The organism is Bacillus sp. CGMCC 1.60114 (genome assembly GCF_042676365.1).
Taxonomy (GTDB): domain Bacteria; phylum Bacillota; class Bacilli; order Bacillales; family Bacillaceae_G; genus Bacillus_A; species Bacillus_A rhizoplanae_A.
Window position 1 is genome coordinate 179,423 of record NZ_JBHTHG010000012.1, and the last position, 23,679, is coordinate 203,101.

Genomic DNA, 23,679 nt, shown 5'->3' on the forward strand with positions numbered 1-23,679 from the left:
TGTTTGTAGTCAGTATACTACCAATTAAATTAAAAGTAAATAATTTTCTATTATTTTTTTGAAATAATATACAATTTATACTCATATAAATACAAGTTAAAAAACTGACATAAAATCTTTCTTTTTAGATAAAAGAGAGCATCCAGCCATGCGAAGAAGCGGATAAACCCTTTACCTTCCCCATATAACACTAAACCAAAGAGAGGGAATAAGTGCAAGATACTTTTTCTTCTGCATAGAAGCAACTTATATACCGAAAAACCAAAGTGAATTTTTATACATTATCAACTTATTCCGCACTAACGGGCAGTACCCCCCACCTCAAGATCCAGAGAATGAGAAGAAGAGAGATAGAGCCCGATTGGGCGGGTTTTCCATCAGTGGGGATGAAGCCTTCCACCGATGGAAGTTTCACTTTATTTTCATCTCGTATTCAGTAATCGCACGCTCATACTGAAGTGTAACTCCAATATCATCTAAACCACTTAGCAACTTTTCTTTCCACATGGGTTCAATGGAGAAAGAAAAACAATCCTCAGAAGTTCTTATTACTTCATTCTCTAAATCTATTTCTATCATCGTCTGCGGTGCTACAGATGCGAGCTGCTTACGAATTTCCTTTCCCATCACAATTGGAAGAATCCCATTTTTTGTACAATTCATATAAAAAATATCTGCAAAACTTCCTGCAATAATAGCGCGAAATCCATAATCTGCAAGAGCCCACGGTGCATGTTCTCTAGAAGAGCCGCAACCAAAGTTTTCTCCTGTAATTAAAATTGTAGCTCCTTTTCGCTCAGGAGCGTTTAATGGAAACTCAGGATTTTCTTGACGATTATCTAAATAACGCCATTCATCAAATAAAAATTCTCCAAATCCCGTTCTTTCAATTCGCTTTAAATACTGTTTCGGAATAATTTGATCTGTATCAATATTATCATGCATCAATATTGCAGCCGTACCTTTATGAATACGAAATGGCTCCATCGTAGTTCTCCTTTCTCACATCAACAAAATGACCGTAAATTGCAGCTGCTGCAGCCATAGCTGGACTAACGAGATGCGTTCTTGCTCCTTTGCCTTGTCTTCCTTCAAAATTACGATTTGAAGTAGAAGCACAATGTTCACCTTCTGGCACTTGATCTGGATTCATACCGAGACACATCGAACATCCCGGTTCCCTCCATTCAAATCCCGCCTCTTCGAAAATAAGATGTAATCCTTTTTTCATTGCTGCATCTCTCACTTGCTTTGACCCAGGTACAACAAGAGCTCTTACTTCCTCTTTTACCTTCTTTCCTTTCACAACCGCAGCGGCAATTTCTAAATCAGATAAGCGAGAGTTTGTACAAGAACCGATAAATACGTGGCGAATTTGAATATCCGCTGTACTTAGCCCTGGTTGAAGTCCCATATAAGCATACGCTCTTTCATCATTGATATCATTTGCCTCTGGAAGAACTTCATCAACGCGCAGCCCCATTCCTGGATTTGTTCCCCACGTGATATACGGCGCCAAACTTGCAACATCAACTGTAATAACCATGTCGTACATCGCATCCGCATCCGTGTATAATTCATGCCATTTTGCAATCGCCTCTTCAAACTCTTTTGGTGCATATTGTCGTCCTTTTACATAATCAAATGTCACTTCATCTGGTGCAATAATCCCAGCCTTTGCACCGCCCTCAATCGCCATATTACAAAGCGTCATTCGTTCTTCCATTGTCATTTCTTTTACGGTTTCACCATAAAACTCTATGACATGCCCTGTACCGATGGCTACTCCATATGTAGCAAGCACATGTAAAATAATATCCTTTGCATATACTCCTTTTGGTAATAATCCTTTCAATTCAATTCCCATCGCTTTTGGTTTTCGTTGCCATAATGTTTGCGTTGCTAAAACATGTTCTACTTCACTCGTACCAATTCCAAATGCTAATGCCCCAAATGCTCCATGTGTTGATGTATGGCTATCACCGCATACAATTGTTTTTCCCGGCTGTGTAAGTCCAAGCTCTGGACCAATGACATGTACAATGCCTTGTTCCTCATCACCCATATCAGCTAACAGTACTCCAAATTCCTGACAATTTTTGCGAAGTGTATCCATTTGCTGTTTCGCAATTTTATCTGTAATATCCCAAACATCTTTTGTTGGAACGTTATGGTCCATCGTCGCAAATGTTAAATCAGGCCGTCTAACTGTTCGATTTGCAAGCCGCAAGCCTTCAAACGCTTGCGGCGATGTCACCTCGTGAACAAGATGCAAATCAATATATAGTAAATCCAAACCATTTTCATTCTTCGCTACAACATGTCGTTCCCATAGTTTATCTAATAGTGTTTTTCCCATTAGCGCCCTCTCCCTACTAATGCCTGTTCTTCCATTGTTTGTAATACATACTTTGTAAAAGAAGTTGTCGTTTCATTCCCTCCTAAATCCGCTGTACATTTTCCAGAACGAAGAACAGTGGAAATAGCTTCTTCAATTGCTTCTCCTTCTTTTCTTAATCCAAATGATTGCCCAAGCATCATTGCAACGGAGCGCAGCATTGCAATTGGATTCACCTTGTTTTTTCCCGCAATATCCGGAGCTGATCCATGAATTGGTTCGTAAAGAGATGGACCATTCTCCGCATGACTTGCAGACGGCAGCATCCCTAATGAACCCGCTAGTACAGATGCTTCATCACTTAAAATATCGCCAAATAAATTTTCTGTAACGATAACATCGAATCTTCTTGGATTACGAATTAATTCCATTGCAGCAGCATCTACTAATAAATGCTCTAACTCTACCTCTGGATAGCAAGCTGCTACTTCTTCTGTTACTTGTCGCCATAGTTTACTAGATTCTAAAACATTTGCTTTATCGATAGAAGTTACTTTTTTACGACGTTTCTTCGCTAATTGAAATGCATATGAAACAATTCGTTCTACTTCACGGCGATGATAAGTTAGTGTATCTGTTGCTACTTCTTCTGTTCGCTCTTTCGGAAATGAGAAATAGATACCACCTGTTAACTCGCGAACAACAACAAAATCAACTTCTTCTGCTGCCTTTAATGGTGATAAGTGCGCCGTTGCTTCTTCAACGGAAACTGGTCGAACATTTGCAAATACCCCTAAGCCTTTTCGAAGTGTAAGAAGTCCTTGTTCAGGACGCTCTTTTGCATGATCCCAATATGGTCCTCCAACCGCACCCAGTAATACTGCATCACTTGCTAAACAAGCTGTTAATGTGCGAGGCGGAAGGGGCTGACCGAATCCATCAATTGCCGCTCCCCCAAACAATTCATCCTGCAAATAAAAATGATGACCGTATAACCTTTCTACCATTTCTAATGCTTGCTTCGCGCTAGCCATAATTTCTGGTCCAACTCCATCACCAGCTAAACAAACGATTCGTTTTTCCATCTCCAGACACTCCTTTACGATTTTGTAAGTGATCGTAATGCTTTTAATTTCCCTGCTGCATATACGTAAGCACGAGCTGAAGCTTCCAGTACATCTTGCGCTACACCAAAACCTGAAACTTGGTGTCCATCTTCTTTCAATTCAACATGAACATGAGCTAATGCATCTTGTCCTTGCGTAATCGATTGAATACGATAGTCAGCAAGTTCACACTGTAAATGAAGAATTCTTTGAATCGCATTATAAATCGCTTCAATGCTACCGGAGCCAGTTGCGGCATCCTCCAGCACATTTCCATCAGCATCTTCTAAACAGATAGTTGCACTTTGAATGCTGCTTGATACAAAATGAACTTGCAATTGTTTAATATCGTACTGCTGTTTAGCAAACGCAGTTTCCCCCAATACAAGTGCCTGTAAATCTTCTTCTGTAATTTCTTTCTTTCGATCAGCTAACCGTTTAAAAGCACGGAACGCTAAGTCCCGCTCTTCTTCTGTAAATTCATAGCCTAACTCTTTCATTTTTTCTGTAAAGGCATGGCGACCAGAATGTTTTCCAAGTACAAATTTATTTTGTTCTTCCCCTACAAGAGAAGGTGAAATAATTTCATAAGTAGATGCTTCTTTTAAAACCCCATCTTGATGAATACCAGATTCATGGGCAAACGCATTTGCACCAACAATTGCTTTATTTTTCGGAACAATCATTCCTGTTAAACGGCTTACAAGTGTACTTGTTGCTTTAATTTCTTTTAATTGCATGGAAGATGACGCCCCGTAGTGATCATTTCGAATATGGAGGGCAACTGCAACTTCTTCGAGAGCAGCATTACCAGCGCGTTCTCCAATTCCATTAATCGTTCCTTCTACTTGAAGTGCACCGCCTTCAATTGCTGCTAATGAGTTGGCTACTGCCATGCCAAGATCATCGTGACAATGACAGGAGAAAATAGCTTTCTCATAAGATAGAACATGCTCTTTTAAATATCGAAAAAGAGAATAATATTCTTCTGGATTGGTATATCCTACTGTATCAGGAATGTTAATCACATCCGCTCCAGCGCGAATCGCAACCTCTGCAGCTTCCGCTAAAAAAGAAGGTGTTGTTCGCGTTGCATCTTCTGCAGAAAACTGCACCGTTGGAAATAATGACTTTCCAAGCTTTACAGAACGATGAATTGTATCTAATACTTCATCCTTTGACATACGGAGCTTATATTTCATATGAATATCGCTCGTTGCTAGAAATACATGTAACCGAGGAGATACGCCTCCTTTTAATGCTTCATATGCTGTACGAATATCACTTTCCTTTGCACGGGCCAGACTCATAACAGAAGCATTTTGAATTGTTTCAGCAATACGTTTCACCGACCGGAAATCACCTTCAGAAGCGGACGCAAAGCCCGCCTCCATCACATTAATTCCAAGCCTTTCTAACTGCCGTGCAATTTGTAATTTTTCTTGTTCATTTAAATTTACCCCAGGTGATTGCTCCCCATCGCGAAGCGTCGTATCCATGAACAAAATTTGCTTCATATTACTTAACCTCCATTTTCACTCTCGGCTTCACAAATGGCATCATCTCACGTAATTTACGTCCTACTACTTCAATTTGATGCTCATTCTCCTCCGTATTAATTGCATGGAATTTTTGTCTTCCTGCTTTATGTTCAGCAATCCATCCTCTTGCAAATGTCCCATCTTGGATATCTTTTAACACTTCTTGCATTGCTTGTTTCGTATGCTCTGTTACAACGCGCGGCCCTGATACGAAATCCCCCCACTGCGCTGTGTCCGAAACTGAGTAACGCATATTTTCTAATCCACCTTCATACATAAGATCAACAATAAGCTTTAGTTCATGTAAACATTCAAAATATGCAAGTTCCGGTTGATAGCCAGCTTCTACTAATGTTTCAAAACCTGCTTTCACAAGAGCAGTTGCTCCTCCACAAAGTACTGCTTGCTCTCCAAATAAATCTGTTTCTGTTTCTTCTTTAAATGTCGTTTGGAGTACACCGGCGCGAGTTGCTCCGATTCCATCTGCATACGATAGTGCTTTTTCATAAGCTGTTCCTGTTGCATCTTGATAAACCGCAAATAGTGCTGGTACCGCTCCTCCTTCTACAAATGTTCGGCGTACAAGATGCCCCGGTCCTTTTGGTGCTACAAGGAATACATCTACATCTTCTGGCGGTGTAATTTGACCAAAATGAACGTTAAACCCATGAGCAAACACAAGTGCATTTCCTTCTTGCAAGTTCGGTGCAATTTCTGTTTCATATACTTCCGGCTGTTGTTCATCTGGAAGCAATACCATTACAACATCTGCTAGTTTTGTAGCTTCAGCAACCTTATATACAGAGAAGCCATCTTCTTTTGCCTTTTCCCAAGACTTTCCTTGGCGAAGACCTACAACAACATCAAAACCGTTATCACGTAAATTTTGCGCATGAGCATGACCTTGAGACCCATATCCAACAATCGCTACTTTCTTTCCTTTTAAAACATTTACTGTTACATCCTTTTCATAATAAACTTTTGTCATTTTCTTTCTCCTCCTATATTTTAAAAATTAATTAATTAATTAACATTACTTGTTGTTTGTCTTGCTTTTTCATACTTCTTGTAAAAGCTGTTACTCCTGTTCTTGCAATCTCTTTTAAACCATATGGACGCAATAATTCAATAAGCGCTTCTACTTTTTCTTGCGTCCCCGTTACTTGAACGACGATGGAATCCTTCCCAACATCTATAACAGCTGCACGAAACGGTTCAATTAAACTATATAATTCAGATCTAGAAGCAATTGTCGTAGACACTTTAATAAGTGCAAGTTCTCTTGCAATCATTGCTTCCTCTGTAATATCAGATACTTTTAATACATCAATTTGCTTATGAAGTTGCTTAATAAGCTGCTCTACTTGCTGAACATCTTCAACGTGAACAACAAATGTCATTCTTGAAATATGTGATGATTCTGTATGCCCCACTGAAATACTTTCAATATTAAAATGCCTCCTCGTCATCACACCTGTAATACGGTTTAAAACCCCGCTTTGATTCCGAACCGTTGCTGTAACAATCCGTTTCACTCTTCCACCCCCTCCATTTGGTGAACACCTTTTCCTGGAGCAACCATAGGCATAACTTTTTCAGATTGTAAAACGCGGCAATCAATAAGAACAGGTTCTTGTAAACTCAGCACTTCTCGCAATTGTTCTTTTGCCGTTAGCGGATTTTCAATACGAATCCCTTTAATACCATAAGCATGAGCTAACATGGCGAAATCTGGTTGACAAGAAACTAAAGAATGAGAATAACGCTGATTATAAAACTCTTCTTGCCATTGTCTTACCATACCGAGTGCTTCATTATTTAAAATCAGCACTTTAACAGGAAGATGATGTTCCTTTAAAACACTTAATTCTTGCAATGTCATTTGAAAACCAGCATCACCTACGATCGCTACAACGAGTTCATCAGGCTCGGCAATCTGTGCTCCAATCGCAGCTGGCAGACCAAATCCCATCGTTCCAAGTCCTCCTGATGTAACCCATTTATCTGGCTGTTTCAATGTATAATATTGCGCGGCCCACATTTGATGCTGTCCAACATCTGTCGTTATAATTGCATTGCCATTTGTAAGTTCATGAAGCATTTGAATTACAGCTTGCGGTTTTAGCATTTGCGAATCGTCTTTATAGCAAAATGGATAACGACTCTTTCTTCTTTGCAGGAGCTCTAGCCATTCTTTATGATTTTGTTTCTCTCCTTTGCATACTAACAATGCTTCTAGAGCATGTTTAGCACTTGCTACAATTGGAATTTCTGTTACAACGTTTTTTCCAATTTCCGCAGGATCAATATCAATATGCGCTACTGTTGCACCCTTTGCAAAATACGCTAGATTTCCAGTCAGACGATCATCAAAACGGGCCCCTATATTTATTAACAAATCACATTCATACAAAGCCATATTTGCTGCGTAAGAACCATGCATGCCACCCATTCCAAAAAACAATGTATCATCAGATGGAAACCCTCCAAGACCAAGCAATGTATGAACAACCGGAAGCTGATACATACGAGCAAATGCAGTTAATTCACTTGCCGCTTTTGCATGCAATACACCAGCACCCGCTAAAATAAGAGGTTTCTTTGCTGCCTCAATTGCTTGCAGTAACTTGGTAATTTGCAATTGATTTGGATGATAATTCGGCTGGTATCCAGGTAAATCCATTTCTACATTGCTACATCGCTCTCCCGTTTCTACAACCATATTTTTCGGAAGATCAATGACGACCGGACCTGGTCTGCCTGTTGCAGCAATATGGAATGCTTCTTTTATAATTCTTGGTAAATCCGAAACATTTCGTACTTGATAATTATGCTTTGTAACAGGCATTGTAATTCCGATGACATCCGCTTCTTGAAAGGCATCACTTCCTATCAGCGTTGTTGAAACTTGGCCAGTAAATACGACAAGCGGTAAGGAATCCATCATCGCATCTGCTAAACCAGTAATCACATTTGTCGCCCCCGGCCCACTTGTAGCAATAACGACACCTGGCTTTCCAGTAATTCTTGCATATCCTTCTGCTGCATGAATTGCTCCTTGTTCATGCCTTGTTAAGATATGAGGAATTTCACAATCGTACAGCGCATCATATAGCGGTAAAACAGCTCCTCCTGGATAGCCAAAAATGACTTCTACCTTTTCCTTTCTAAGCGCATTTAACAATAGCTGTGCACCGGTTGCCATTTTCTCTTCCGTTTTTGAAGACATCGTTTCTACAAACCTCCTTTATGAAATACGCATATAAATAAAAAAGTCTTTCGCCCACACTCCAGCTATGTGCTGAAGGGACGAAAGACTTCGTGGTACCACCCTTCTTTGCAAGAAAAATTCTTGCCTCAGTGACTCTAATAGAGTCAAGCTAATAACGGAGCTACCGTCCAAACCTAAGCAAGTGCTTCAGCTTGGCACTCAAGGGCGATGTTCGTCAACGTGAACCATCGGTTTCCACCAACCACCGACTCTCTGTGAGGCTTCACAATCAACTACTCCTCCCTATCAACGCTTTATTCTCCCGCGAATGGAAGTTTTACTTTATACTTTCATAATTCCTCCTGTATTTGCCGAAGTAACAAGCTTTGCATATCGTGCTAAATATCCTGTTTTTACTTTCGGCTCTGGAGAAATAAATTGTTTTTTCCGCTGTTCTAATGCTTCTTTAGAAATTTCCCAATGAATAATACCATCTTTTAAATTAATAATGATTGGATCACCATCTGCCACATATGCAATTGGTCCTCCTTCAGCTGCTTCTGGCGATACATGACCAATCGCGATTCCCCTTGTCGCTCCGGAAAAGCGTCCATCAGTAATCAATGCAACCTTTGTTCCAAGTCCTCTTCCAACAATTGCTGATGTTGGAGCTAACATTTCCGGCATACCAGGTCCTCCTTTTGGACCTTCATATCGGATGACAACAACATGCCCTTCTTTCACAATACCTCTATGAATTGCAGCAACGGCTTCATCATGAGAATCAAAACAAATCGCTTCACCAACAAATGATGTAACAGATTCATCGATAGCTCCAACTTTTAGGACAGAACCATCTGGTGCTAAATTTCCAAAGAGAATGGAAAGACCACCTGTTTTACGATACGGTCGTTCTTTTGGACGAATTACTTTTTCATCTAAGATTTTTCCTTCTTCTGCTGTTTCATAAATGCTTTTCCCTGAAATTGTAATACGCTCTGGATGAATTGCACCCGGGATTTGTGAAAGCTCTTTAATAATAGCTGCTACCCCACCTGCTTCATGTACATCATGCATGGAGTAATGAGAAGCTGGGCTAATTTTCGCTAAGTATGGAACACGCTTTGCAATATCATTAATACGCTGCAAATCATATTCAATACCAGCTTCATTCGCGATGGCTAACATATGTAAAACTGTATTTGTCGATCCCCCCATCGCCATATCTAGCGCAAAAGCATCATCAATTGCTTCTTTCGTAATAATATCGCGCGGTTTTATATCACGCTCAATTAGATCCATTAAATGAAAAGCAGCTTGACGAATTAAGTTATGTCGTTCTTCACTTGTTGCAACAATCGTTCCATTTCCCGGAAGTGCAACTCCAAGCATTTCCATGATGGTATTCATAGAATTTGCTGTAAACATCCCTGAGCAAGAACCACAAGTTGGACATGCTGATTTTTCCATATCAATCAGCTGCTCTAAAGTTAATTTCCCTGACTTATGAGCGCCAACTCCTTCAAATACAGATGCTAATGAAAGCGGAGTTCCATCTTTTGATTTTCCGGCCTCCATTGGTCCTCCAGATACAAAAACAGAAGGAACATTTGTCCGAACAGATGCCATCAGCATTCCCGGTGTAATTTTGTCACAATTCGGCATAAACATAACCCCGTCAAACCAATGAGCTTGGATTACCGTTTCCGCTGCATCTGCAATGATTTCCCGACTTGGGAGTGAATATCGCATTCCGATATGCCCCATTGCAATCCCATCATCAACACCGATTGTATTAAATTCAAAAGGAACGCCCCCTGCTTCACGAATCGCAGCTTTCGCTACATCAGCAAGATCTCTTAAATGAATATGCCCTGGAACAATATCGATATATGAATTACAAATTGCAATGAATGGTTTATGAAAATCTTCTTCTTTAACGCCTGCTGCATGAAGCAAACTTCGATGCGGCGCTCGGTCAATACCTTGTTTAATCATATTGCTTCGCATCGGTTACTCTCCCATCAACCTACTTTATTTTCTTCATAAATTTTTTCGCCATCTTCTACAACAAGCTTACGAAATTCTTCTAACAAACGATTTGTATGCGCTCCTGGTTTTCCAGCTCCAATTTCTCTGCCATCAACCATTGTTACTGCAATAACTTCAGCTGCTGTACCTGTTAAAAATACCTCATCTGCTACATATACATCATGACGTGTAAATAATTCTTCCCTTACGTCATAGCCAAGCTTCTCACCAATTTCCATAATCGCATTTCGCGTAATTCCTTCCAGTGCTCCAGCAGAACTTGGCGGTGTAATTAACTTATTACCTTTTACAATAAATACGTTATCACCAGAACCTTCTGCAACATATCCTTGCTCATTTAGCATTAACGCTTCCTGCACACCGGCAAGTTTCGCTTCAATTCTCACTAAAATATTATTTAAGTAATTTAATGATTTCACTTGTGGCGTTAATACATCCGGACGATTCCGTCTTGTTGCAACTGTTACAACTGGAATTCCTTTCTCGTAATATTCTGCCGGAAATAATGCTAATTGTTCAGCGATTACAACAACATTTGGCTTTAAACACGAATCAGGATCTAAACCAAGATTTCCAGCTCCGCGTGATACAACTAAACGAATATATCCATTAGATAATTGATTACGTCGAATTGTTTCAACAACAATATTGGTCACTTCTTCCAACGCATATGGAATTTCTAGTAAAATGGATTTTGCAGATTCGTACAAACGAATGAGGTGCTCTTTTAAGCGGAAAACATTTCCACTATAGACACGAATGCCTTCAAATACCCCATCACCATATAAATATCCATGATCATAGACAGAAACTTTTGCTTCATTTTTTGGAACAAATTCTCCATTTAAGAAAATCCATTGCTCGTTCACTTGAAAGCGCCCCCTATATCCTTGAATTTTTTTATTGGTTCCTAGTTTACGCCCCCTTTTCAAATAAATCAAAGAAATTTTTTGAAAATTTTAAATTTTAGAATTTATGAACAACCCTCTTTATATTGATATATCAACATTGTTAACGTTTACAAAATGTCAAAAAATTTTTTTCGACATTTTTCTTACAAAAAAATATTTGTTTAGGAGAAGGAATTTTGTCAAAAGATGCGAATCTATTGTATTCAATAAACGGACGTTCTATCACATATTTTTAGAAAAAGACTAGTAATAAAGCGAGGTGAAAAAATAAAAAATAAAATTTGAGGATAACACTCATATTTTTTTCTTTTTACTCATAATCCTATTTTCAAAAATCATTTTGACAAATTTAAGGGGGCTAATAATATGGCATGTTTACAAATTAAAGGAACAAGACAAGAAGTAATGGAAATGCTTCAGTTATTTGATGTAATGAATACAAAAGGACTGTGTAAATTAGAAGATTATGTAGAATTACTTCCATATGCAGAGCAAAATAGAACAACGCAAAATCCTATGTACATTGCCTCAGTTGATGTACAATCAAATGATTATACGATGCAAGATGTACAAAACGATCGTTTTGTAAGCGACATGTTGACTGGGGTTTATAACGACTAACTCTTTCCTACTCCTGCCAAACATGTGAAACCTCTTTGTTAATTAGTGAATATTCTTCCGAAAAAGGAACATATTACTAGATGGCAGGAGGTGAATGATATGGCGAAAATTGGAGTAGAAGATTCTTTAACAAACGTAAAACAAGCACTAGAACAAAAAGGGCATGAAGTAGTCTCATTGCAATCTGAAAGTGACGTTCAAGGATGTAACTGCTGCGTTGTAACCGGGCAGGATTCTAACGTAGCGGGGATTAGCAACGCTGTGATAAAGGGATCTGTTATCGATGCAAGCGGGTTAACAACTGATGAAATTTGTCAACAAGTTGAGAGTAGAATTCAATAAAGTGAACTTTTAATTAGCAGGGATTCTCCTCATCCCTGCTGATTAAGAGCCGCGTTAATCGGGCTCTTACGGGCCGTTTCACATCACGAAACTTCTTACACACTGTCCGTTTCATTTAATAAAAAAGAAGGCACCTTTTACAAAAAGGCGCCTTCTTTTTTTATATTTAACTAACGGGAAAGTAACATATACTGGATGAAAGCCCTGCCTCTCTTTCATCATTGCGGTTCCAACGACCGCTCCTAATCCACTAGTACGTGTACATCTTACAAATACAATTCATCATATACACGTCACTAAAGTTGTTGGCATCATTGCCCGATCTTTAGCAAACAAGTGACTTGTATAAGTAAGGAATATCCAATATATACTAGCTGTAACCGAGACACGAAGATATATTATACTTTTCATCGATAAAAATGTCAATATTTTTACCAAAAATAAAAACAGACTGACAAGTAAGCCTGTTTGTTAAAACTGTACTTTTTCTTTTAGTAGGTACACAACAAATCCGCTCACTAACATACATAAACCGACGACAAAATTCTTGATGTTAATCATTTATACCTCTCCCTTGTTCTTTCCTAACTCTCGATTCTCTATATAGTCATTTACTTTATATTCGTATAATTTTTAAACACACTTCATCTACTATACCATAATTTCCTTAAAATGCAAGTATTCTGCTAACGCTTATTTACCAATCGCTGTACTGCATTCGGTACTGTTTCCAATGCCTTTTCTACAAGATGTGTACCGCTATGTAAGTGCATAACCTGAATTCCTTTTGCCCCAACTACTAAAAACGCAACAGGGTTAATGGAAACTCCTGCACCACTTCCACCACCAAATGGATGTAAATTTTGCCCTTCTTGTGCTTGTCTATTTCCTTCGAAATCACTTCCACCAGCACCAAAACCAAAAGCAACTTTCGAAACAGTTAAAATAACATTCCCATCAGCTGTTGATACTGGTTTTCCAACAATCGTATTCACATCCACCATTTCTTTTAAGTTTGCCATTGCTGTTTTCATTAAATTTTCAATTGGATGTTGTGTCATATAAACCACCTCTTTTTCCTATCAATTCCTTTTTATCGTTTCCAAAAATGAGGAAGACATACCAACTTTTGTAATTTAACTATTTTATGAAATGAAACTTCCATTAGGGAGAATTTTTTTCAGCCCTCACTGACGGAAATCCCTTACTAATCGGACCCTTACAGACAGTCATCTTATTTATTTTCTTAAAATCTTGACATAACGACGAAGAGGAGGATAAAAAAACAAAAGCAGTTCATACTAAACGTGAAGCTCTTTATGAAAGGAGATATTATATTGACTGATAAACATGAAGAACGTCATAGAGAAAGCGAAGATCATTTTGAAGAAGAATACGCAGCTGAAATTGCACCAAATGGTGTGCCTTATGATGGAAGAGACAATGGAAGAGACGAAGTAACAACAAAAGCAGGAGGTGCAACAGCAGGATTCATCGCTCTTGCTCTTGCAGTCTTATCTTTATTCACTTTTCCAACGCTCTTTGGACTTCTTGCTGTCCTACTAGGCATATATGCCTATAATCGCGGCGCCAATGTTACTGGTGGAATTGCAGCTGTAATGGGTGGCGTAGTAGCGATTGTTGCACTAATATTTCGAGCAGCTATTATCAGCTTGCTGTACTCTCTTTTTACGTAATAAAGTGAAACTTCCATCAGTAGGAGAAGGTTTATCTCCTACTGATGGAATGTGCCCAATTGGACACATTCCATCAATCAGAATCTTCCAGACAACTTTTCATGACGGAACATAATAAAAGGTATCTCGCTTCTCGCGAGATACCTTATCCTGTAAATACATCCTCAGATGGGTAACGAATTTTTTGTTTTGCTGGCCGTGCAAGTGAAAACACAAGTGTTAATGGTCCAATTAATCCACAAAACATAACAAACATAATCACGCATTTCCCAAAAGATGATAAATCAGCTGTAATTCCCATTGATAGTCCCACTGTTCCAAAGGCTGAAACTGTTTCAAATAACAATTCAATAAAACTAAATTGTTCAGTAAGCATAAGTATAAATACTGCTACAAAAATTAAAAATTGACTTGCAATTACAATAGATAATGCTCTCATCACTGTTGACATCTTAATTGTACGACGAAATAAAACAACATCTTCTTTTTTCTTAAAAAATGAAATAACAGATGTAATTAAAATAACAAAAGTCGTAAGCTTAATACCGCCTCCAGTTGAAACGCTTCCAGCTCCAATAAACATAAGTACCATCGTAAAGAACAACGTTGATTCCCTCATACTTCCATAATCAATTGTATTAAATCCAGCTGTACGAGGTGTAATTCCCTGGAAAAATGATGCCCACAATTTTTCACTTAACGATGATAAAGAACCCAACGTCTTAACATTATTATACTCTAATAAAAAGATAACAATCATCGCAAAAATACTCAACACAATTGTACCAACAATCATAATTTTTGAATGCAGTGCTAATTTTCGAAAACTTCGACTGTACCATATATCAATTAATACCGTAAAACCTAAACCACCTATTACAATTAAAGAACAAATACCAATATTAATAATAGGATCTCCAACATACCTCGTTAAATTATCTAGCCATAAAGCAAATCCTGCATTATTATAAGCAGCCACAACGTGAAACAAGCTGTAATATAACCCTTTTCCCAATCCGAATTCAGGAACAAAGCGGATGGCTAAAAATACAACTCCCACTAATTCAATACAAATCGAAAAGAAAAACACTCGTTTTACTAATTTTACAAGTCCGCCAATGTTCGTTTGATTTAATGCTTCTCCAATAAGAAGTCGATGACGTAATCCTATTTTTTTTCCGAGCACCCAAACTATTAAAATAGCAATTGTCATTAACCCTAAACCACCTGTTTGTATAAGAAGCATGATGACAACTTGTCCAAATATTGTAAATGTACTATTTGCATCCACTACACCTAAACCTGTTACAGTCGCAGCTGAGGTCGCTGTGAAAAAAGCATTAACCCAACTAATAGACGTTTTCGTGGCAATCGGTAATTTTAATAATATGCCGCCAACAAGAATTAAAGCAAAAAATCCAATCGCTAAAATTTGTGGTGGACTTAATCGTATAAAACGATCAGTTAAGTCACGTTTTTCTAGTATTTCCATAGTACTAACTCCCTTAATCCGTCCTCCATACATAGTTGAGCATAATCTTTTTTCTTTTGAATTTCAACTTTTATTTTTGGACAAAAAATAAAAAATCCCTTATTCTTTCACGCCAAATTCACATTGAATTCACATCATTCTTTTATAGTATAACTATCGAAGCTGTTCCTCCCTAATAATGAGACATCCCTAATGTCTCGAACAGCTTTCTATCCCTAACTTAAATTGACATAAATTGTCCCCCTTCCTAAGCCATCTTGCAATGACAAGATGGTTTTTTTTATCCCGCTATTCGCGGGCAGTAAGATTCCCACCTCAAGATTCAGAGAAAAGCGAGGAATACCTGCTCGCATACACCAAATTAGCGAAGGCTTTGATAAAGAAAAACCCCAATGATGAAAATTTCACTTTATTTAATAGCAAAGAAGAAGTGAATATGCTTCACTCCTTCCTTGATTTACTCCCTTTTTTCGAGCGATACTCTTTTCCTTTATTATCATCACCAGTAACAAACTCTGTGCCGAACTCCTGTTGATATTGTCCTACTTTGGGTGCTCCTTGATTCCCGCTTCCTTTACTACCATTACGACTTGACATACTTCTCTCTTCCCTTCTTTATAATGATATTGTTAGTATGCTCCAATCCATTCTAAATACACACGAAAAACCTTCGCGTTGATTGCGAAGGCTTTTGCATAGCAAGACCGCTCCTGCGGTATTCATTATTCTCAATATGTCATATAATTTTCTATCTTTTTAACCTTTACCTAATAATATAAGATATCAATATCGTTTCTTATCTAAATTAGCTTTTGTGTAATGGAAATCATGACTTTCATTTCCTCTTCAGACAAAGTAGAAAATCTATCTTCCAGATATATCTTTTTTTGTTTTTCCATTTCGGCTACTAGTTCTTTTCCTTTATTACTAATCTCCAAGTACACAACCCGACGGTCTGATGTACAGCGCGAACGCGTTACAAGTTCTTTTTTAATTAATTTTTCTGCAACAGCCGTAATGTGACTATTCGATACGTTTAGTTCATTCGCAACATGGGAAACCATTTCTTTTTGGACACGATTTAAAATACGCAACACGATAAATTCATTCCATGGAATATAATCACCGAAAATTTTGCTCATATCATTACGTAATGTACGAAACATAGCAAAAAAATTCGTAGACAAATCTTCCATTAGCAACTCGCGATTATTAGACATTTTGTACAGCCCCTCTATTTATTTAATATAATTAAATAAAAACATTATGAATTATATTAACGTACTTTTTGGAATTTGTCATCCATTTTATTCCGCTATTCGTAGGCAGTAAATCCCTCACTGATAGAAGTTTCACTTTATTTAGAAATTCATGTATCTTTTTTTAGTTACTTGGCAATAGATGATAAAGGTTGCTTTCATAAAATGCTGTAATTTTTATCAGCAAGAAAACGGGGTGCATAGAAGCACCCTGTTTTCATTTTATCCCGCTATTCGCAGGCAGTAAGCCCGATTGGTGAGAACTTCCCATCAGTAGGATAGATGAAAAAACCTCCACTAATGGAAGTTTCACTTTATTGTTCTAGCTTTTTACACTCGACAAAATATGGATTACCGATAAAAGTAACTTTACCAGCTTTCTCGTAAAATATTTGGTACAATATGAACAAATAGAGAAAGAGGTGTAGTACATGACATTACGTCAATGGTTTGAAAAAGGCATGTCCTTTGATACATATGTAAATAATATGACAGTCAATCAATACGAATTACTACATATTTATAACAACTTCTTAATTCCAAATGAACTTCTTCCTGTTTTAGAGCAACATCAAAACGATCGTTTAAACGTTATCGTTTTAACAGCAGATTGGTGTGGTGACGCTCTTCTTTGCGTACCAGTTATGAAACGCATTTGCGAAGTTGCCAATATCGAGATGAGTTTGCTCATTCGTGATGATAACCTAGAATTAATGGATCAATATTTAACAAATGGTACAGCACGCGCGATTCCAATTTTCATTTTTATTGACGCAGCAGGAAATGAAAAATATGTTTGGGGGCCACGAGCTCCAAAAGTTCAAGAATTCGTTACTTCTATGCGCGCTACATTACCAGAAAAAGACGATCCACAGTTTGAAGAAAAGCAAAAAGAAATGTATGCTGAGTTTCGTAAAACGTTAACTTCTGACACTTCCATTTGGGAGCACGTAATGGAAAATATGATTGAAAAAATAGCAAAATAAAAAAACTGCCAAATGGCAGTTTTTTATTATAAAACAAAGAAGTAAAACACCGCAGCAATAATAAAACGATAATATGCAAATGGTGTTAATTTCACACGAGATAATAATTTTAAGAATGAAACAATTGCTAGCATAGCAACTATAAATGCAGTAATAAATCCAGTTGCAAATAATGGGAGATCTGCTGCACTTAATTCATTCCAACTCTTAATTAAATCAAGACCTGTTGCAGCTACCATCATTGGTACCGCAAGAATAAATGTATATTCAGCAGCCGCTGTATGAGATACACGCGCTAATAAACCACCACTAATTGTAGATCCTGAACGAGAAAAACCAGGCCATAATGCTAAACATTGAAACATTCCAATCGTAAATGCTTGTTTATATGTAATGTCATCCAGTGTTTTCGCTGTGCTTGGCTTTGAGAATTTCTCAGCAACAATCATTAAGATACCACCAGCAACTAAACTAATAACAACTGGACCTGGTCCAAATAAAATCTCTTTAATTTTGTCATGGAGTAAAACACCCAGTATACCAGCTGGAATCATTCCGATAATAATATGTAATAAGTTTAACGATGGCCCTTGCTTTACTCGCCCAATTCCAACTAACGACCATAATCGCTTCCAAAATACAACAACAACCGCTAAAATGGATCCTAATTGAACAACAATTTCAAACGTTTTTGCTTTATCGCCTTCAAATCCAATTAAATGCCCTGTTAAAATCATATGCCCTGTTGATGATACAGGTAAAAACTCCGTCAACCCTTCAACAGCACCCATGATTAATCCAATTAACCAATCAGCCACGACCGTGCCTCCTTAATACTTTTTTCATACTTTATCATAATACCGCATCTTCGCTAAACACGCATCGTTTTTTTCAAGTTCCTTCAAAATGCACCAATATTGTTATAAATGCGTATTACTTTTCTAAATTCTTATTCAATAGTATGATTGAAGCGGCTTGTTCGTATTTTAGAAAGGAGTACATATGAAAGAAACTACATCGATTTCACAAAAAATCAAACAATTTGTCTTATTATTTTTCCCCATATTTGTTACACAAATGTCATTATTTTCAATGAGTTTTTTCGATACGACGATGTCAGGTCATGCAAGTGCCACTGATTTAGCTGGAGTTGCAATTGGAACAAGTATATGGCTTCCAATTAGTACAGGATTAACAGGTATTTTAATGGCAACAACTCCTATTGTCGCTCACCTTATCGGTTCCAAACAAAAAGAAAAAGTGTCTCATGTTGTGACACAAGCCGTATACTTAGCAATCTTAGTCAGTATTATTGTTATAATAATTGGATCCCTTGTGGTTTCACCAATTTTACATGCCATGCATTTAGAGAAACAAGTAGCCCAGATTGCTGCTCAATTTTTAAGCATTATCGCATTTGGTATCATCCCGCTATTTGTATATACAGTACTCCGCTGCTTTATTGATGCCTTAGGAAAAACACGCACAACAATGATTATTACTTTACTATCTTTACCGATTAATATCATTTTGAACTATATATTCATTTTTGGTCATTTCGGTTTTCCAAAACTCGGTGGAGTCGGAGCTGCCATTGCTTCAACATCGACATATTGGTGTATTTTACTTATTACTACTGTCATTATCCGTACGAAAGAGCCTTTCTCTTCTTATGGTGTCTTTCAACGTTTGTACCGCCTCTCTATATCAAGCTGGAAGGAATTATTAAAACTTGGTGTACCAATTGGATTTGCGATCTTTTTTGAAACAAGTATTTTTGCTGCTGTTACATTATTTATGAGTAATTTTAACACAACAACCATTGCCGCTCACCAAGCTGCGATGAACTTTGCATCTCTTTTATATATGACACCACTCAGTTTATCCATGGCAATGACAATTTCTGTCGGGTTTGAAGTCGGTGCTTCCCGATATAAAGATGCTAAGCATTATAGCTTTATTGGTATTGGATTAGCACTAGCTTTCGCACTGTTTTATTCCATCTTACTATTTTTATTTGATGACAATATTGCCTCTATTTATACAAATGATTCTGCAGTACACGACTTAGCGAAACAATTTCTCGTGTTTGCGATTTTATTCCAATTTTCTGATGCCGTTGCAACACCAGTACAAGGTGCACTTCGCGGTTATAAAGATGTAAATGTAGCACTTGTTATGACATTAGTTGCATATTGGATAATAGGTCTCCCGCTCGGTTATACACTTGCAACATATACAACTCTGGCTGCAAAAGGTTATTGGATTGGTCTAATTTTAGGATTAGCTTTCGGTGCAATCTTTTTACTCGCTCGTCTATTTCAAGTACAGCAAAAATATATGACATTAAAAAGTCGCTAAGCAGCGACTTTTTTACATATCCTTAATATTTCTTATATAAATAAAAAAGTAATAGGATTCTTTATAAAAGAAGGCTATAATAAATTTTGATATTTACATAAAGGAGACTAATTTAATATGAGGAAGATTTTGATCGCACTATTATTATTCATTTCTTCTATGCTTCCTATTAAGACAGCTGATGCAGAGACATACCAGCAAGAACATTTATTAATTGTCAATGTGTCAACGAATAAGATGGCATATTATGAAAAAGGTAAATTTGTAAAAGAGTTTACAGTTGCTACTGGAAAGAGCAACACACCAACACCCCTAGGAAAATATAGTATTGTCAACAAAATTAAAAATCGGCCCTACTATGCCAAAAATATTCCTGGCGGTGATCCACGCAACCCATTAGGAGATCGCTGGCTCGGTCTCGATCTTAAAGGAACGAAAGGAACAACATATGCCATTCACGGAACTAATAACGTAAGCGCCATCGGAAAATGGACAACACTCGGTTGCGTTCGCATGTATAATAATGACGTACGTTGGCTATTTGATCGTGTTCCTGTCAAAACAACTGTAATCATTACAAATCAAAAAACAACATATAAAGCAATTGCTGCTACATATGGATTCAAACTTACATAATATTTTTTTGGAAAAAAGGTTCTTAAGTAAGAACACCTTTTTTTCCTACAAACTATATACACAACACATAATAATAGGATATCTATATATCAAAACCACCTTTTATAATATCTCTCAACAATAATTTCCCCATTATTTTTATAAAAGCATTTTTTATTTTACGTATAACAAATAGAAAAATTAGATTTCCCACAAAAAAAGAAATGAAACATGAACGTATTCCCAGTTTTTTACACACAATAGAACGGGGCTTCCTTTACTATGTATCAGTCTTCTTCAATTTGATTAGATAACAAAATAAAAGAATTTCAAATGGCGAAAAATTACTTAGCCTTACGTTTATAGTTGCGGCTCTGTTTCACTCATCGATATGATCATTTTGAATGCTTTGGTATAGTAACGCAAATTATCGTATTACATTGCAGAACCTTCAGTATTAAACAAGCAATGCAATACGATAATTATGCTGTCGGACTTATGATTCTGCTATTATTCATATCTATCGGCTAGGTTCTTGCTCAGTGCTTAACATACTAAGAGTATATTTCTTCCTTATAACGTGCAACATATCAATAAAGTGAAACTTCTAACAGTAGGATTTTCTTCATCCCCCACTGATGGAAAGCTCTCATCAATCGGGCACATGCCAGCAGTTATCCCCTACCTATCTTCTTCGCTTCTCTCAATCTTGAAGTGGGGATCTTACTGCCCCAAAATAGCGGGATAAAAAACATAAAGGAGTTGCGACAGTGGACCAAAAGGACGAACAACAATCTTATCAAGAAGAATTTGCACCGGAAATTTCACCCGGTTATCGCCAAGATGTACATAAACCACCCCGTTATTCCAACATGACGTTTTTAGTCGGTATCGTTATTTTTGGAGCTATACTGCTATTACTTATTACTTTCGTATATTTTAAATAAAAGAAGGGACGAACTCATATGAATAATAACTCAGCAAGTTCAAGTAAAAGAGTTATAAAAACACAAAAAGGATACGCTGGAGATTCTTTAGACAAACATAGAGCTATCGAAAGTGCAAATCTTGATTTGAGTAAAAAGGAGATACAGCAGCAAAACGAGAATTTATAAACTGAAACTTCCATCAGTGGAGGTTTTTCATCCCTCACTAATGGTTATTTGAACGAATCGGGCTTATCCCCTACCTTCCTCGGTTCTCTCTGCATCTTGAGGTGGGGGGTCTTACTGCCCCAAAATAACGGGATAAAAAAGAAATCCCTAGCTAGGGATTTCTTTTTTATTATAACTAAACGAAAGAGGCGAAAAAGTGAAAAACTCAGACTATATGCAATATATTCAAAAAACACTCCCAACTTTTCCTATCCATTCCTTTCATCAAGATGAAAGCGGCTGGGATAATGTTGCTATTTTGATAAATGATGAATGGTTATTTCGATTTCCTAGAAAAGTTGAATACGCAAAAAAAATCCCTCTTGAAAAACAATTATATGAGGTACTGGCTCCTACGCTGCAAATACAAAAAATAGAAGTACCAAACTATCATATTCTATACGAAAATAAAACAGATACAATTCCTGTTTGCAGTTACTATAAAATGATCCATGGTAAACCATTCAAACCATCTTACTTACATAATCTCTCAATCAACGAAAAGACGAAAATTGTTACACAACTTGCATCATTTCTTGCTGCTTTCCATACAGTTCCTATTAAACTTGCAAAAGAGTGGGGATTTCAGGTCGAACAAACAGCTGAATATTGGAAGGAACTATATATGAAACTAAAACATTATCTGTTTGCTACATTTACAATAGAAGAAACTAAACAATTGCATGAACTATTTCAAACATTTTTAGAGCCATTATATACAAGCTCTTTCTCACAAACAGTTATTCACGCCGACTTAACACATAACCATATTCTATTTCATCCTCTTCTGAGACACATTGTTGGTATCATTGATATAGGAGATGCACAAATTGGTGATCCCGCATTTGATTTTGCTGGATTATACGCTGATTACGGCCATGCCTTTACATTAGAAGTATACGAAGAATATACTGCTTTAACGCATAGCAAGGATACAACATTTTTTGAACGAATTGTCTCCTTCTATCAGTATAGTCCTATACTGCATAACCTTCTAAATGGTTTTGACACAAATAATACAAAGATCATTGAAGCAAATCAACAAAAATTATTGCATGTTTTAAAGGGAATGCGCTAAACGCTTTCCCTTAATTTATTTTCTTCAAATTCCATTATTTTCTTATCCATTTCTATTACTAATTTATACAATTGAAATGCTTGAAAGATTTGTAGTCGTATCAAAAAAGGAGCTTTTTGTTTTTCTAACCATTGGAACACTTCTAATTCATTCCCCATTCAAAATTCCTCCTTTTGATTTTTCACCTCTTTACACTATAAACTTAATTCATGAAATGCTTTTCATGTCAACAATAAAAAAAGGTGCTTTTTCGCATCTTTTTTATAATAATTCGTCATTATTTGAATTGAGTTTTCCCCTGCACTTGCTTTGCCTCTCTCCCATGGTTAAGAAAAATGTTTTACAAACTCTATACCAAAACGAAGCCACGCTTCAACATCTTCGTCTTCTGGTGTTAATTCTACTTTTAATCCTTCAAGTACTACGTTAGCACCACATTCCTGTAATTTTTCTATTAAAATATCAACAGCTGCCCCGTATTTTGGATATGCAGAATCACAAGAACCAAATACCGCTGCTTTTTTCCCCATTAAATCCAATTTATCCATTTCATCATAGAAATCTAAGAAATCATCTGGTAAATCACCATCTCCCCATGTGTATGCCCCTAAAACAATCCCCTCATAATCTTCTAAAACAGACGCTTTTGGTGATGTTATAATATCAATTACTTCAATCTCTTTTCCAGCCTTGCGAATTGCCCCAGCAATATGATCTGCCATTTCTTCTGTATTTCCACTCATACTTGCAAAAATCATTACTAGCTTACTCATTGTACTCTCTCCCTTTATTATGTATCTCGTTCTCTTATTTTTAATATTTTGTATTTTTTTAGTATGAAACACAAAATTGATAATGATTATCATCTAAAAAGACATCCTTAGATTAATTGATAATGATTATCAAAGTCAATAA

General features: G+C 37.0%; 26 protein-coding genes and 1 other annotated feature. Of the genes, 9 read left to right on the forward strand and 17 right to left on the reverse strand.

The features are described 5' to 3' along the window. Positions 1 to 411: 411 nt before the first annotated feature. The 9 genes from leuD to ilvE form a co-directional block, all read right to left on the reverse strand. Positions 412 to 987, reverse strand: coding sequence for a 3-isopropylmalate dehydratase small subunit (gene leuD / locus ACFQZ1_RS06905; RefSeq protein ID WP_377881373.1), 576 nt, complete (start codon positions 985 to 987; stop codon positions 412 to 414). Continuing rightward, positions 965 to 2,359: a 3-isopropylmalate dehydratase large subunit gene (gene leuC / locus ACFQZ1_RS06910; protein ID WP_377881375.1), complete on the reverse strand. Its 1,395-nt coding sequence runs from the start codon at positions 2,357 to 2,359 to the stop codon at positions 965 to 967. Before leuC ends, leuD begins: the two co-directional genes overlap by 23 nt. Beyond that, positions 2,359 to 3,423: a 3-isopropylmalate dehydrogenase gene (leuB, locus tag ACFQZ1_RS06915; protein ID WP_377881377.1), complete on the reverse strand. Its 1,065-nt coding sequence runs from the start codon at positions 3,421 to 3,423 to the stop codon at positions 2,359 to 2,361. The genes leuC and leuB overlap by 1 nt, the downstream gene beginning before the upstream one ends. A 14-nt stretch (positions 3,424 to 3,437) precedes the next feature. After that, the gene (locus ACFQZ1_RS06920) at positions 3,438 to 4,961 is read right to left on the reverse strand and encodes a 2-isopropylmalate synthase (RefSeq protein ID WP_377881379.1); all 1,524 of its coding nucleotides are present in this window, start codon (positions 4,959 to 4,961) and stop codon (positions 3,438 to 3,440) included. Between the two features lies 1 nt (position 4,962). Further along, positions 4,963 to 5,973 (reverse strand): ketol-acid reductoisomerase, encoded by a 1,011-nt coding sequence (gene ilvC / locus ACFQZ1_RS06925; protein ID WP_377881380.1) that lies wholly within the window; start codon positions 5,971 to 5,973, stop codon positions 4,963 to 4,965. Between the two features lie 31 nt (positions 5,974 to 6,004). Beyond that, positions 6,005 to 6,520 carry an acetolactate synthase small subunit gene (ilvN, locus tag ACFQZ1_RS06930; protein ID WP_336482694.1) on the reverse strand — a complete coding sequence of 172 codons (516 nt, stop codon included), beginning with the start codon at positions 6,518 to 6,520 and terminating at the stop codon, positions 6,005 to 6,007. Then, positions 6,517 to 8,214, reverse strand: a complete 1,698-nt coding sequence (gene ilvB, locus ACFQZ1_RS06935) for an acetolactate synthase large subunit (protein WP_377881381.1) — start codon at positions 8,212 to 8,214, stop codon at positions 6,517 to 6,519. The genes ilvN and ilvB overlap by 4 nt, the downstream gene beginning before the upstream one ends. A 73-nt stretch (positions 8,215 to 8,287) precedes the next feature. Beyond that, positions 8,288 to 8,515 (reverse strand) — a binding site (T-box leader). A gap of 23 nt (positions 8,516 to 8,538) precedes the next feature. After that, positions 8,539 to 10,206: a dihydroxy-acid dehydratase gene (ilvD, locus tag ACFQZ1_RS06940; RefSeq protein WP_377881382.1), complete on the reverse strand. Its 1,668-nt coding sequence runs from the start codon at positions 10,204 to 10,206 to the stop codon at positions 8,539 to 8,541. 14 nt (positions 10,207 to 10,220) lie between these two features. Next, positions 10,221 to 11,117, reverse strand: coding sequence for a branched-chain-amino-acid transaminase (ilvE, locus tag ACFQZ1_RS06945; protein ID WP_377881383.1), 897 nt, complete (start codon positions 11,115 to 11,117; stop codon positions 10,221 to 10,223). A 408-nt stretch (positions 11,118 to 11,525) separates the two neighbouring features. On the opposite strand from ilvE, the gene ACFQZ1_RS06950 reads away from it, so the two are divergent. After that, entirely contained in the window at positions 11,526 to 11,780 is a 255-nt protein-coding gene (locus ACFQZ1_RS06950) for a DUF3911 family protein (RefSeq protein ID WP_377881384.1), read from the forward strand. Between the two features lie 99 nt (positions 11,781 to 11,879). Continuing rightward, the gene (locus tag ACFQZ1_RS06955; RefSeq protein ID WP_377881385.1) at positions 11,880 to 12,122 is read left to right on the forward strand and encodes a YkuS family protein; all 243 of its coding nucleotides are present in this window, start codon (positions 11,880 to 11,882) and stop codon (positions 12,120 to 12,122) included. A gap of 471 nt (positions 12,123 to 12,593) precedes the next feature. Here the strand turns inward: ACFQZ1_RS06955 and ACFQZ1_RS06960 are convergent, their stop codons facing one another. Both ACFQZ1_RS06960 and ytfJ read right to left on the reverse strand, forming a co-directional pair. Continuing rightward, positions 12,594 to 12,683 (reverse strand): phosphoribosyl-ATP pyrophosphatase, encoded by a 90-nt coding sequence (locus ACFQZ1_RS06960; protein WP_377881386.1) that lies wholly within the window; start codon positions 12,681 to 12,683, stop codon positions 12,594 to 12,596. 125 nt (positions 12,684 to 12,808) lie between these two features. Further along, complete coding sequence (ytfJ, locus tag ACFQZ1_RS06965; protein WP_377881387.1) at positions 12,809 to 13,183, reverse strand: GerW family sporulation protein; 375 nt, start codon at positions 13,181 to 13,183, stop codon at positions 12,809 to 12,811. Positions 13,184 to 13,441: 258 nt separating this feature from the next. Here ytfJ and ACFQZ1_RS06970 point away from each other — a divergent pair, with 258 nt between their 5' ends. Continuing rightward, entirely contained in the window at positions 13,442 to 13,819 is a 378-nt protein-coding gene (locus ACFQZ1_RS06970; RefSeq protein ID WP_377881388.1) for an imidazole glycerol phosphate synthase, read from the forward strand. 145 nt (positions 13,820 to 13,964) lie between these two features. Here the strand turns inward: ACFQZ1_RS06970 and ACFQZ1_RS06975 are convergent, their stop codons facing one another. From ACFQZ1_RS06975 to ACFQZ1_RS06985, 3 genes are all read right to left on the reverse strand, one after another. Next, positions 13,965 to 15,311 (reverse strand): TrkH family potassium uptake protein, encoded by a 1,347-nt coding sequence (locus ACFQZ1_RS06975; RefSeq protein ID WP_377881389.1) that lies wholly within the window; start codon positions 15,309 to 15,311, stop codon positions 13,965 to 13,967. Between the two features lie 441 nt (positions 15,312 to 15,752). Continuing rightward, a complete protein-coding gene (locus ACFQZ1_RS06980) occupies positions 15,753 to 15,908 on the reverse strand; it encodes an imidazoleglycerol-phosphate dehydratase (protein WP_098309527.1) in 156 nt (51 codons plus the stop codon). Between the two features lie 203 nt (positions 15,909 to 16,111). Continuing rightward, on the reverse strand, positions 16,112 to 16,531 hold the full coding sequence (locus ACFQZ1_RS06985) for a MarR family winged helix-turn-helix transcriptional regulator (RefSeq protein WP_377881390.1): 420 nt from the start codon (positions 16,529 to 16,531) through the stop codon (positions 16,112 to 16,114). Positions 16,532 to 17,001: 470 nt separating this feature from the next. Between ACFQZ1_RS06985 and ACFQZ1_RS06990 the strand changes: the two genes are divergently transcribed. Next, positions 17,002 to 17,556, forward strand: a complete 555-nt coding sequence (locus ACFQZ1_RS06990) for a thioredoxin family protein (protein WP_377881391.1) — start codon at positions 17,002 to 17,004, stop codon at positions 17,554 to 17,556. A gap of 26 nt (positions 17,557 to 17,582) precedes the next feature. Here ACFQZ1_RS06990 and bacA read toward each other — a convergent pair whose 3' ends face one another. Continuing rightward, on the reverse strand, positions 17,583 to 18,374 hold the full coding sequence (gene bacA / locus ACFQZ1_RS06995) for an undecaprenyl-diphosphate phosphatase (RefSeq protein ID WP_377881392.1): 792 nt from the start codon (positions 18,372 to 18,374) through the stop codon (positions 17,583 to 17,585). Between the two features lie 184 nt (positions 18,375 to 18,558). On the opposite strand from bacA, the gene ACFQZ1_RS07000 reads away from it, so the two are divergent. The 5 genes from ACFQZ1_RS07000 (at position 18,559) to ACFQZ1_RS07020 (ending at position 22,764) form a co-directional block, all read left to right on the forward strand. Then, positions 18,559 to 19,917: an MATE family efflux transporter gene (locus ACFQZ1_RS07000; protein ID WP_377881393.1), complete on the forward strand. Its 1,359-nt coding sequence runs from the start codon at positions 18,559 to 18,561 to the stop codon at positions 19,915 to 19,917. 117 nt (positions 19,918 to 20,034) lie between these two features. Then, positions 20,035 to 20,553: a L,D-transpeptidase gene (locus ACFQZ1_RS07005; RefSeq protein ID WP_377881394.1), complete on the forward strand. Its 519-nt coding sequence runs from the start codon at positions 20,035 to 20,037 to the stop codon at positions 20,551 to 20,553. A gap of 749 nt (positions 20,554 to 21,302) precedes the next feature. After that, positions 21,303 to 21,479 (forward strand): 2-isopropylmalate synthase, encoded by a 177-nt coding sequence (locus ACFQZ1_RS07010; protein WP_377881395.1) that lies wholly within the window; start codon positions 21,303 to 21,305, stop codon positions 21,477 to 21,479. An 18-nt stretch (positions 21,480 to 21,497) separates the two neighbouring features. After that, positions 21,498 to 21,647 carry a hypothetical protein gene (locus tag ACFQZ1_RS07015; protein WP_377881396.1) on the forward strand — a complete coding sequence of 50 codons (150 nt, stop codon included), beginning with the start codon at positions 21,498 to 21,500 and terminating at the stop codon, positions 21,645 to 21,647. 214 nt (positions 21,648 to 21,861) lie between these two features. Next, positions 21,862 to 22,764 carry an aminoglycoside phosphotransferase family protein gene (locus ACFQZ1_RS07020; protein ID WP_377881498.1) on the forward strand — a complete coding sequence of 301 codons (903 nt, stop codon included), beginning with the start codon at positions 21,862 to 21,864 and terminating at the stop codon, positions 22,762 to 22,764. On the opposite strand, the gene ACFQZ1_RS07025 is transcribed toward ACFQZ1_RS07020, so the two are convergent. Both ACFQZ1_RS07025 and ACFQZ1_RS07030 read right to left on the reverse strand, forming a co-directional pair. Next, a complete protein-coding gene (locus ACFQZ1_RS07025) occupies positions 22,761 to 22,922 on the reverse strand; it encodes a hypothetical protein (RefSeq protein WP_377881397.1) in 162 nt (53 codons plus the stop codon). The genes ACFQZ1_RS07020 and ACFQZ1_RS07025 overlap by 4 nt on opposite strands. Positions 22,923 to 23,090: 168 nt before the next feature. Continuing rightward, on the reverse strand, positions 23,091 to 23,537 hold the full coding sequence (locus tag ACFQZ1_RS07030) for a flavodoxin (RefSeq protein WP_377881398.1): 447 nt from the start codon (positions 23,535 to 23,537) through the stop codon (positions 23,091 to 23,093). Positions 23,538 to 23,679: the final 142 nt, after the last annotated feature.